Here is an 11,332-nt window from a genome sequence, read left to right on the forward strand (position 1 = left end):
CAGATTTTTACAAACTTTTCATCAGCGTTTCCAGTAAGCTTTCATGCAATGGTGTTAAAAATGGGTTATGCGGTATTTCCCGGTACTTCTCAATTTTATACATCTCAACATTTTCTGAGGTACGGCTCAGCCAGCAATAGTAGGCAGAATAGAGAATGTCCAGTATAACAAATAACTTTGACCAGCCAGGATACTTTAGAGAAGCATTTATAAGCATGATAATTCCAAATCCTATAAACACTGCATCTCTGATAAAAGCAGCTTTTAACATATTCATTTTTTTTCGATACATGATTTCCGCATAATCTATCATTGGCTGTGCCACTGTATTTAACTGTTCCATTTTGTACCATACATCGGATGCTTCCTGTCTTTTTCCTTCTTCTAAGTGGTAGTCAGACAGTTTCGATGTGAGAGAAAGCAGTATAATAGCATATGGATTAGAATCTGTCGGATGGAGATCCTCAAGCTCTTTGGCAATCGAATATGCTCTATCATAATTCCCAATTTTTAAATGCTCTGTCGCTTGAGAAATACGGGAGGCATATTTGTAAGTAGCCTTATCCGCTGTCTTATCCGTAAAAACAGTGCCACAAAAGGTACATTTATACCGTCCATTATCAAACACTATTTCATTTCCGCCACAATTAGGGCATTTTTGTTCACGCATAATTTGTCATCCCCTTCGGTAATTAATTCCCAGCAGCCTCTTTGTCTTTAGGATCTGGTTTTCCACCTATATATTTTGCCGCATCAAATTTCTCCATCATGATCCGCATGCTGTTGTTCAGTGAATAAATGTTGCTTTTCAGGATAGAAAAAGAATTGGTATAATCCGGATAATAATTCTTGCAATAGGAAGCCATCGGAAGCAGAAAGTCATCTGTTTCCTTGATGTATTTACGCATCCGTTCAAAGGTAAACGTATACAGGCTGGTGCTGTTATGCAGGCGGTCACTGAGCTTAATCAGAGATGCCTTACAGTTTCGCTCGATTTTTTTGAAATACACGCTCAATTCATATTCGTCCAGACCAGATTCTTTGGTCAGAAGTGTAATGATATCCAGTACCTCCTGAGAAAGATGGTACTCTGTAATCAGTTCCCGGCCTTTCAGTGGGAGCTTATCACTGCAGTCCTCCAGCAGATCATGCAGCAGGGCAGCAGCAAGCGTTGTATCATCATCAATCCCATAATTGATTAATGTGCTGCAAACTTTCAACGGATGGACAATGTACGGCATTCCGTCCTTCCGGTACTGTCCATCATGGAAATGTCTTGCCACTGCCAGCGCAATCAGCGTCTGCTTCAGGTTTTTTGCTACTGCAAATCCTTTGATAAACATGTAGGATTTGATGTACTTTTCGGTATCCACTTCGTTATAAGTTTCAACCAGTGGAATAATGTTTCGTTTCTTCTGCATTTCGATTCCTCCTTATCTAAACCACAATAGTAACCTGTACTATTCTTATACCACACATCCAGATTTCTGAATATCCACCCTTTCGTAACGTACTGACACCCCATTTTCCCTCTGCTCTTTCGCAACGTATTGACATTGAGTTGCCCCAATCCCCATGTTATGCTCATATTATCAAATCAATGGAATACCTTCGCATAAAGGCTGTTCCTAGAAATAAACCAGGGAGGAAATCACTATGAAATATGTTGTTATCGATCTTGAAATGAATCCAATTGCTTCTGTCTACAAGGCAGAGCGCACAACCTGCAAACTCGAAGTAATTGAAATTGGCGCTGTCCTGTTGGACGAAGCGTACCAGGAGATTGGCAGCTTTGTCACTCTTGTTAAACCATATTTTAATTCCCGCATTGAAAAAAGATATGAAAAACTGACGGGAATCAAAACATCCATGGTGGAATCGGCACCTTATTTTGATGATGCCTTACATATGTTTTTCTCCTGGTGCAACAGCATCCAGGATGAAATTCAGATCGTCCAGTGGAGCGATAATGATTTTGCCCAGATTTCGAGGGAAGTCCAATTAAAAAATGTTTCTTTATCCGTTCAGGATAAAAAATACATTGACACTACATGGTTTGATTTTCAGGCTGAATATGGACATACCCTTGGCCTGGAACACAATGTTTCTTTAAAGGACGCGGTTATGTACGCAGGAGAAGACTTCTGCGGTCACCAGCATGATGCCCTTGTGGATGCAAGAAACACGGCTGATTTATTTGGAATTTTGCATGATGAAGCCAAATGCCAGAAAGCACTCCAGCATGTCATTGATGCACTGAAACCCAAGAATAATTTTTCCATTGGTGACCTGTTCGATTTTTCATCCCTGTCGTTCTCCGCTTAATGTTTTCAGCAGATGAGAAAAGGAGAGTGAACCATGAGTGATTGCTTTATCCCGCTGGGAGGGGGAAACGAAATAGGCGCATCAGCCTATTACCTCTCCATCGAGGGTATACATATTCTTTTGGACTGCGGAGCCAGGCTGAAAGGAGATGAGTTATACCCGGATTATGAGAGGCTTCTGTATGAACTGAATGATTATTCTGATCTTGACCTGATCCTGGTCAGCCATGCACATTATGACCATATCGGATCCATCGCAAGGATTGCCTCCCTTGCCCCGAATGCAGAGATTATAACCACAGAAGCCTCAAAAAGGCTGATTTATACGCAGCTTCTGGAGTTCGGACGTATATCCGGGCGAAAAGAAATTGACAAGATCAAAAATGAGCGTTACCGGAAAGCACAGTTCCTTATGGGACGTATCCATACCCGACCTGTTGCAAAACCATTTCTCATCCATGGATGTAGAATTACCCTGCTGCCAGCCGGACATATGCCAGGGGCAGTTATGATCCATCTGGAAACCGGGCATCATGATATTCTGTATACCGGGGATTTCAGTATAGCTTCCATGTTTGAGGTAAATGGCATGCGTCTTCTGGAACAGCTTCATCCAAAAACTCTTCTGATCAACATCCCGAATGCTTATCAGAAAGAGGATACGTGGGAAAGCCTGTTCAGCGGAGGCAATCCCACGGACTTACCGGCACCCTATTCTGGACTAAAAGATATCATTCAGGAACACAGAAAACTCGGAGATGGCATCTATCTTGTTTCGAGAAGCATACCGAAACATCTGGATCTATTTTACTTCCTGAGTTCTGTTTTTCCCGAACTCCCTGTCTACCTGGAACCAAAGAGCAGGGCAGTGGCAGATATTCTTTCGGACATGGGATATCAGGTATACACCCCAAACATTCATATCACTGAAAACATCCCGGCAAAAAACTGTATTGTAGTTGGCCAGGAAGCAAAACGGACAGGATATGTTTCCATCCCCTTTGACAACTATAGTCTTCATGCATCAATTCCGGAAACACTTTCATTCATCCAGCATCTTATGCCGGATTTCATGTATGTACTGCACACCCGTCCCGTAAAAGAAAAGATACCGCTCACTCACGCTGTAAAGAAACTGCAGCCCACGCTCAACGCAGTACAGTCTGTGAACGGTGAAAAATATTATTTAAAGAGGACAAAGAAAATGAAATACGATCAAATCTACCGTTCCGTAATGGAAGAAGAACTCGAAATTGCAGAAAATCAGTTGTCTGAGTACCGAAAAGGACGGCATAAATCCACTTTTGAATGGATTGCCATTTATGGGAGCCTGCTGTATCCGGGACTGCATCCACACGATGCTTATAACAAACTTCATGATTCTTTTGTAAAAGAGTCTTGCATTTCCTATGATGATTACCACACTGCTTTACATAATACAAATCTTGACAGTGAAGACCGCAGAAGATATGCGCTTGGTTTTGTAGAAAACCAGATGTCCGTATTAAAGAAAGCTCTCGACGGAGATATGGACGCCACATCCAGCTTCTCCGAACTCACAGAAAACCTGAATCTGCGCGACCGCCAAAATGGAAAACTCTATTTTATCGGAAAGTACATGGTTATTTTCATGATTATGGCTGATCCGGATCTGAAAGATGACAAATATCTGCCTGTTGCGTTTACCTTCGGGGCCCGCTACTGTGACAGGCTACTCAGGAACCTACGTGGACGGCTGCTGAAAAACAGTGGCATGAGGCGGAAAAGAAAATCTGCCAAAGATGTCCTTCAGGAAACAGAGCATGTGCTTTCTGAATCTGCCAAAGCGGAAGGGATGGCTTCCGGAGATAAATACGAGCAGCTTCAGTTCAAATACGATAACTGCAGGAATTCCCTGGAACTGGTACAGGCCATGCTGGATGAATTAAATGAAACCATCGACGAAACCGCAGCCGAAGCAAAAGACGCGGCCATTGCATCTTTTTATACCAGCATGAACTCCGAATCTTACGGACATCTTCTGGATAGTATTGAACTGGTGGACAGAAGACTTACCACATTAAAAGAAAACAAAGTAAAAATCCCGCCGCAAGTTCTTCCCCTGACGATTGTATTCAAACAGCTGCTTCGTTTTATCAAAGACAGCGGCATTCACCCACTTGACTCTACCGGACGTGAATTTATGGCAGAAGCAGAGGATCTGTTCGGATACACCTACATCGGAGAGCCATTCAGCTATGAAGGTGAAAAGAAATCTGTTACCGTAGAAAAACCCGGATGGAAATATGGAAATACCATTATTTCCCTTCCAACAGTACGCGAAAAAGAAGAATAGGAGAATCGATTATGTCTGAAAAACAATATTACACTGCCATTGATCTTGGAACGACTAATTCCGTTATCGCTTATGGAAACATGCAGAACAATACCATGAAACCAATCGTACTGGAGCTTGACCGCAAAAACGATACAGGAAGCAAGTCAAGAAATCCCCTTCTTCCCTCCGTTGTATTCTATTACAAGAACAGTGACGGAAAAATGACTGCCGATATCGGGGATTATGCGAAAAGCAGATACGGAACCCGTAGCGGTTATGTATGCAAGTCTGTAAAATCATTAATGGGTACCAGCGACCAGGTACCCCTTGTTGATGAAATCCCGGACAAGACCCCTTCTGATGTTTCTGCACAGATTCTTTCTTTCATGATCAATTCTGCCAAAAAGCGGCTGTTTCAGAATGAATTAAGTGATGTCATTATAACCGTACCGGCTTCCTTTGATTCAGACCAGTGCCAGGCTACTCTCGATGCCGTACGGAAGGCGGGAATCAATGTGGAAAATATGCATGATGTCCTGCTTTATGAGCCTAAGGCAGTTATTTATGATTTCATGCGGATGCAGGAATGCGGGGAGATTCCTTCTGACCTGCTGTCACTGGATACAGAAAAAAACGTCCTTGTATTTGACCTTGGGGGCGGAACCCTCGATGTTACAATCCACCGGGTAGGTTATACAGAAAAAGGGATCCTCAAAATCAAAGACCTGGCAATCAGCAGATATACGCTTCTTGGCGGTGATAATTTTGATGAACTGCTGGCCACGGACATGTTAAGACGTTTTGAAGAGAGCAATGGCGTTAAAGTTAGCATTAAACGAAAAGAAGAGGTCATGTGTAAATTAAGAAAACTGGCTGAAAAATTAAAAGTAGACCTGTCCCAAGCCTATGACAGTGCCAGAATGTCTGACATTGACCTTCCAGAAGATTATGAATTGGAAGTTATGGATATTGATCTTTATGATTCTTATGCTTATGCCGACACTTATACCAGATCGGATGTAGAAAGGATTATATCCCCACTTATGGGATATAAGTATAAGCTGGAGGATGCATCAAAAATCCAGCATATGGCGGAAAAGGACGTAAATAACATCATCTACCCTGTTCTTGATGTCCTCGATAAATGCGGGAAAGATACAAAAATAGACACGGTTATTTTAAATGGAGGCATGACCAAGTTTTATCTTATCCCAAAACGTTTAAAGGATTTCTTCGGGTTCGAACCACTGACAACCAGTGATCCCGATTTATCCGTAGCAAGGGGAGCTGTATATTACCATTACTGCCTCCACAAATATAATGTACGTAAGCTGGAAGATCCATCATCTTCTGAAAAAACAAACGTATGCACCAGTGCTCTGCATCCAGGCATTGCATTTAATACCAGCACCATTTTAAACGATACCATTAACCTCGGATTACGAGGCGAGTATGTAAGCCAGCTGATTCCGGCAGGTACTGAACTTCCTTATAAATCGGAAGAGATCCGTGACAAGTATAAACTGGATAAGGCAACAAGCTCCCTGGGTATCGAAATGTTCCTCGGAAGGGGTAAAACAAAGAACCTCCCAAACCGCAGGATAGCTACAAGGACAGTAAAATTCGGCAGGAGTTATCCGGCAGATACTCCTATCAGTTTTCAGATCTACATTAACCCGCTGCGAATGATGACCATGGAAGCCTGGATCACCGGACAGCCTGAAACAAAGAAAACAATGGAAATGGATATGGCTTCCTTAAAACGTACAGAAAGAACATCAAAAAATATCAGTACTGTCGAGAAAATAAAATTAAACCCCAAAAGCGAACTGAACGAACTGCGGGCTCTGTCTGATAGGAACAAAAATAAACTCGGACAAGAATTGAATCCGCAGCTATCCAGAGCCTTGGAAACCATCGGTCAGGCATCTAATCCTGAAGATTTCTTTGAGCCATGCATGGATATCGCAAAAACCTGCAAGCAGTCAGACCTCATGCTGGCATATATCTATATGATTGCAGGAATGTTCAAGGATGGATGGAACGACCAGCAGAAGAGACAGGTGCTTTCCTATGCCAGACAACATTTTTCCCCATATGCTTCCGCAATCAAACAGAACTACTATGTACTGCGAAGGGCCCTGGAAGTCATCGGACAGTTCGGGAAGAACTTTGCTGATTTCTGCACGGAATATATGGGTCGGATTTACGGTGACAGTACCCAGTTCAAAAATGTCATCCTGCAGATGGTGATCCGCTATGAGCACGACGACAAAAAGGTAGCTGAATTCCTGAACAACTATTTCCAGACAGCAGATTTTAACCAGTGGATCGCTTCCTTTATGGCTGACCGCTTCGGCTCCGGTACTTCTATGGAAAACCAGAAGTACCTGGTGAAATTCATCAAAACAATCACGCCATGGTTATCTCTGGAAGACGAGAACGGTACGGATAAATTCACTGCACTCCTTATTGCAGAACTCTGTACCAATCAGGCTGATAATCCTATCTGTGCGGACAGCTATACCATGAAACATACATGGTCTGCAATCAAAAATTACCTTGCTAAAGAAGACGATCCCATGTTTGTTTCCACGGTAACCGATCTGTGGAATGGAACAGCTCTCAGCTTTGAGGAGACGAGCGTTCTCAACGAACATCTCGCCTGCAACTAATATCTTATGAAAGCAGACATTTTGTATTTCTTAATGTATTGACATCGAAATAACAAAAACTTCTATAGTATACTTTTATCGTGAAGAACCCCTGACTTCAGTCATGGGTTTCTTCACAGGTACCATTAAGTATGCTGGCATGATTTGTAACTGTAAACCCAGTAAATGTCATAAGGAGAAGAGTATATGATTGAAAAATTATTAAAAGCTATCAGTTTGAATGATGAGGATTACACGGAAGAGACGGAGGATACAGACCACAAGGGTCATTTTTTTACAATACTGATCCTTGCGGTTATATTTATAAGTATTGCTGTGGCCGGATATTTTTATATGAGTAACAGTATGAAATACCAGTATGACGATTCCATGACCGTTTCCCAAAATGGAACCCGCATTGTATTTGATAATGACGGAGCGTATTTAATGAGAGGGAAAAGGGTATTGTCCGATGTTTACAGGGCAATCGAAAAGGATCCATTTTCCGATTATTGCCGTGTTATAGATAATGAAGGGCTGATCGGATTTATCTCAAAGACGGACGGGAAAGTAGTTATTAAACCAAAATATACAGACGCTTCGCCCATGTCAGACCACTCATCCTGTGTCAGTGAAGGAAATGGGTTTTATTTTATTTCTGAAGACGGAAGTTATATGACCGGTACCTATGAAGAAGCCAATCCATTAGAACGTAATGGAACAGTGGCGAGAGTAAAGACATCTGAGGGATGGGCAATTATTGACAAAAATGGCATCGTGCTTATTGACAAGTGTGAATCAATCGGCAGGCTTCCGTTCATCGCATCCACAGGAATGGCAGTACGAAATGGACATGTATTACTGCTTCAATATTCAAATGAATCGGATGAAACTGCTTCCGTGCAGGTTATCAAAGAATTTGAAGAGTTCTCTGAGATCTCAGGAGGGTATCTCGAAGAATTTGTTGTTGTAAAGGGAAAAAATGGATATGGAGCTATCGATTTTAATGGAAACATCATTATGCCGGCAGTATACGAGTCTTTAGATTGGGACAGCTACAAAATTCAGGGTGAAGTCTTTAAAAAAGAGATCATTTTTAAAGGAAAAAAGAAAAATGGAAGATTCGATGTAATGGACTGGAATCCAGAAAAAGCGTAAATCTGTATATACAGACAATTTTTACGGACCTGCTTTCGTGGCGGGCCCTTTTTTATTTTTTCTTATAAAAATTCGCCAGAGAATGCCGGAAATGACATATTAGAAATAAACTGAAAAAAATATGGAGGTATTCCCATGGCATCTAATCTTAACGATGCATCATATTGACACAGAATGTTACTGCGTGATAAAGTTAACTTGTCAATGAAGGGGGCATTCTGTGTTACTTTAAAGGAGGATCACAATGCAAGTATCATTGACAGATTATAATGTATTTGAAAAAAATGGTTCATGGAACCATATTGAAAAGAAAATCAATGCAAAGACATACTCAATTGAGTATGACATTAAAACCGGATTTCAGTCAAAAGAGGAAGCATCTGAAAGTTATTTTATTTCAGAGGAGATTTACAGGAAGGCAATTTCTCGTATCAAGAATCTTACTCAGAACTCCTATACTTTTGCAGAATATCTGCAGTACTGGCATGAACATTATCTGACAGAGTTTACAGACAGCAGCAACCAGCTAAAGTATTTCTGGGTAATTTACAAAATCATTCTGCCCAAAATTCGCAGGGATGTTCTATTAAGTATGCTGACAGACATATTTGTAAATGATTTGCTTTCCGAATGTAAAAAGTACAGCAACAGTTCCGGCGAGATGACTTATAAGGTTCTGCGTGTCATTTTAAAAGAAGCAGAAAAGAGTGGTTTCATATCGCCAAAAGTTCTTCTGGGAATAAAACCTTGTTGTTCAGGCAGAAAAAAATGGATCTATACACCAAAGAGCAAATAAACTCTTTTGTTCGTACCGCTAAGGTTTATCATATTTGTTATTTTGAAATCCTGCTTGCTTTGGTATGTGGGCTGAGAACGGGTGAAATCTTAGGTCTAAAATATTCCGATTTCCACAAAAAATCCCGAACCCTTACAATACAGCGGCAGTATACCAGGGATTATCATTATGAAAGTAAAGGATCCGACAATGACAAACAGGTAAAAGTTTATTCTTCTGAAAGGACCTTCAAACCGCCGAAAACCTTAAACAGTAACCGGTGTCTCGTAGTTCCATCTGTTATTTTTGAGGAATTAAAAATCCGCAGGGAAGAAAATGAACGTATCATTGCAAAGACTGAAAATCGTGACTTCAAGGATTATGTTTGCCTTGGAATGTATGAGCGGATAAAAAGTGATGCAACACTTAATACAGGAATTAATGCTATCACCAAATCCTGTAATCTGCCTCACATTTCCATGCACACACTAAGACACATGTGTGCAACTGCATTAATTGAGATGAACATTCCTCAGGAGAAGATTTCGGAAGTACTCGGACACAAAAATATTAATACAACCTTTGATATTTACTGCGGTATTATGGATGCCCAAGATCAGATCAAGACAACTATATCTCATACCATGGATCCTGCCATTGCCCTGACAAACAGTGGAGGTGGAAAATAATGCATGTAAAAGAAATAACACGTCCGGACGTAAGGGAAACATTCTTTTACGGAAAGATTATTTCATGGAAATTTAATGACAGTATCGTATACTTGAAGTCAAGAAAAAAATACTGTTACAGGGTAACGTTTATCTTTGAATCTGGAGATCAGGCGGATTATCAAAAAGGTGGGTTTGACACCAAGGCAGAAGCTTCCAAGGCAAGGGAAATTGTAATAGCACAGTTATATAACCAGGAATTTTTTCCATATGATTATACAGTAAAAGAGTTTTTTGATTACTGGCTGTATTATTAAATGATTGACACAAAAGATATTGCATATAACACATTTATGTCTTACCGAAATATCATCTATAATTACCTGATTAAGGCAATCGGTAATAAATACCTCCGCGATTTAAAAAGTGATGACTTTATCAAGGGACTTGATACCATTAAGTCTCCTGATATGCTGAGAGTTGCTTACGGAGTATTATCTGGTTCGTTTAAGTATGCCCGGATAAATGGTTATGTTTCCAATAACCTCGTGGATTCTGCAATCACTCTTCATAAAGCCCCAAAAAGAGGAACCAGAAGAGAGTATGCCAAAAAGCAGAAAAAAAAATTTCAGAAGAAACTAGCAGACCGTTCAAACGTCTATTCTGTAGAACAGGTATCCATGCTTTTATATACCTGCAAAACAGAAGAACCGCATATCTTTATGGCTATGCTACTTGCTGTTACAACTGGATTGAGAATTTCAGAAACGATTGCTGTCAAGTATCAAAACATTGATTTTATGAACAACAAGCTTTATGTAGAAAGCCAGTTGGGACGCACAATTACAAATGACGGTGTCCCAGGACAAAGCTTATTAACGCAGGAAAAACGTACCAAAACTCATAATAGCGTCAGAGAAGTGCCTTTAGCCGACTTTGTAATTGATGAAATCATTCTTCAACGCAGACATTATGATGAACTAAAAGAGTATCTGGGAGACGATTTCCATGACCTTGGATATCTTATATGCCAGGACAATGGTCTACCATGGAACAGAAGTTTTAAAGACAAACCATATAAAAGAGTTGTAAAAAAATGCGGGTTCCACTTTATTGAATGGAGAAAACTACGAACCACATATGCTACAATACATTCCCAGTATCATGTGAGTATGAAAGCAATTTCAACCAGCCTTGGGCATTACAGCTCTGATTTTACAAAAGAGATTTATGTAAAATCGAAAATGAAAGTGGTTAATCTTGTTTCTATGATGCAACCGTTTGTGGACGAAGCCATTCCTGAATCTAAAAATGCTCATTCACTGGATATGCCGGATATAGCAGGGTATTATAACATATAATCTTGAATTTACCTGTTGATGCGTTTATAATAGCGAAAGATATATGTCAAATTTTCACCCTACATGGCACTAAGT

General features: G+C 40.5%; 10 protein-coding genes. 8 read left to right on the plus strand and 2 right to left on the minus strand.

Features of this window, described 5'->3' with window-relative positions; translation table 11 throughout:
* Positions 1-7: 7 nt before the first annotated feature.
* Positions 8-670, minus strand: a complete 663-nt coding sequence (locus ABCM67_RS00180; protein WP_147603588.1) for a TFIIB-type zinc ribbon-containing protein — start codon at positions 668-670, stop codon at positions 8-10.
* 22 nt (positions 671-692) lie between these two features.
* Positions 693-1,421: an HD domain-containing protein gene (locus ABCM67_RS00185; protein ID WP_147603587.1), complete on the minus strand. Its 729-nt coding sequence runs from the start codon at positions 1,419-1,421 to the stop codon at positions 693-695.
* Positions 1,422-1,656: 235 nt separating this feature from the next.
* Here ABCM67_RS00185 and ABCM67_RS00190 point away from each other — a divergent pair, with 235 nt between their 5' ends.
* From ABCM67_RS00190 to ABCM67_RS00225, 8 genes are all read left to right on the plus strand, one after another.
* Positions 1,657-2,325, plus strand: coding sequence for a 3'-5' exonuclease (locus ABCM67_RS00190; protein WP_147603586.1), 669 nt, complete (start codon positions 1,657-1,659; stop codon positions 2,323-2,325).
* A gap of 33 nt (positions 2,326-2,358) precedes the next feature.
* Positions 2,359-4,659: an MBL fold metallo-hydrolase gene (locus ABCM67_RS00195; RefSeq protein ID WP_342992412.1), complete on the plus strand. Its 2,301-nt coding sequence runs from the start codon at positions 2,359-2,361 to the stop codon at positions 4,657-4,659.
* Between the two features lie 11 nt (positions 4,660-4,670).
* Positions 4,671-7,316, plus strand: coding sequence for an Hsp70 family protein (locus ABCM67_RS00200; protein ID WP_342992413.1), 2,646 nt, complete (start codon positions 4,671-4,673; stop codon positions 7,314-7,316).
* A gap of 186 nt (positions 7,317-7,502) precedes the next feature.
* On the plus strand, positions 7,503-8,453 hold the full coding sequence (locus ABCM67_RS00205) for a WG repeat-containing protein (RefSeq protein WP_147603584.1): 951 nt from the start codon (positions 7,503-7,505) through the stop codon (positions 8,451-8,453).
* Between the two features lie 244 nt (positions 8,454-8,697).
* Positions 8,698-9,249, plus strand: a complete 552-nt coding sequence (locus tag ABCM67_RS00210) for a hypothetical protein (protein ID WP_147603583.1) — start codon at positions 8,698-8,700, stop codon at positions 9,247-9,249.
* On the plus strand, positions 9,222-9,917 hold the full coding sequence (locus tag ABCM67_RS00215; RefSeq protein WP_147603582.1) for a site-specific integrase: 696 nt from the start codon (positions 9,222-9,224) through the stop codon (positions 9,915-9,917). The genes ABCM67_RS00210 and ABCM67_RS00215 overlap by 28 nt, the downstream gene beginning before the upstream one ends.
* Positions 9,917-10,213: a hypothetical protein gene (locus ABCM67_RS00220; RefSeq protein WP_147603581.1), complete on the plus strand. Its 297-nt coding sequence runs from the start codon at positions 9,917-9,919 to the stop codon at positions 10,211-10,213. The genes ABCM67_RS00215 and ABCM67_RS00220 overlap by 1 nt, the downstream gene beginning before the upstream one ends.
* Positions 10,214-11,257, plus strand: a complete 1,044-nt coding sequence (locus tag ABCM67_RS00225; RefSeq protein ID WP_147603580.1) for a site-specific integrase — start codon at positions 10,214-10,216, stop codon at positions 11,255-11,257.
* Positions 11,258-11,332: the final 75 nt, after the last annotated feature.

Source organism: Blautia sp. 2227st1_G12_2227SCRN_220401, from assembly GCF_039062885.1.
Lineage (GTDB): Bacteria > Bacillota > Clostridia > Lachnospirales > Lachnospiraceae > Blautia_A > Blautia_A fusiformis.

Bases quoted from the DNA above. Each gene is read 5' to 3' on its own strand.
- ABCM67_RS00205 (WP_147603584.1), top strand. From the start codon at position 7,503: ATGATTGAAAAATTATTAAAAGCTATCAGTTTGAATGATGAGGATTAC.
- ABCM67_RS00215 (WP_147603582.1), top strand. From the start codon at position 9,222: ATGGATCTATACACCAAAGAGCAAATAAACTCTTTTGTTCGTACCGCT.
- ABCM67_RS00180 (WP_147603588.1), bottom strand. From the start codon at position 670: ATGCGTGAACAAAAATGCCCTAATTGTGGCGGAAATGAAATAGTGTTT.
- ABCM67_RS00210 (WP_147603583.1), top strand. From the start codon at position 8,698: ATGCAAGTATCATTGACAGATTATAATGTATTTGAAAAAAATGGTTCA.
- ABCM67_RS00185 (WP_147603587.1), bottom strand. From the start codon at position 1,421: ATGCAGAAGAAACGAAACATTATTCCACTGGTTGAAACTTATAACGAA.
- ABCM67_RS00225 (WP_147603580.1), top strand. From the start codon at position 10,214: ATGATTGACACAAAAGATATTGCATATAACACATTTATGTCTTACCGA.
- ABCM67_RS00200 (WP_342992413.1), top strand. From the start codon at position 4,671: ATGTCTGAAAAACAATATTACACTGCCATTGATCTTGGAACGACTAAT.
- ABCM67_RS00190 (WP_147603586.1), top strand. From the start codon at position 1,657: ATGAAATATGTTGTTATCGATCTTGAAATGAATCCAATTGCTTCTGTC.
- ABCM67_RS00195 (WP_342992412.1), top strand. From the start codon at position 2,359: ATGAGTGATTGCTTTATCCCGCTGGGAGGGGGAAACGAAATAGGCGCA.
- ABCM67_RS00220 (WP_147603581.1), top strand. From the start codon at position 9,917: ATGCATGTAAAAGAAATAACACGTCCGGACGTAAGGGAAACATTCTTT.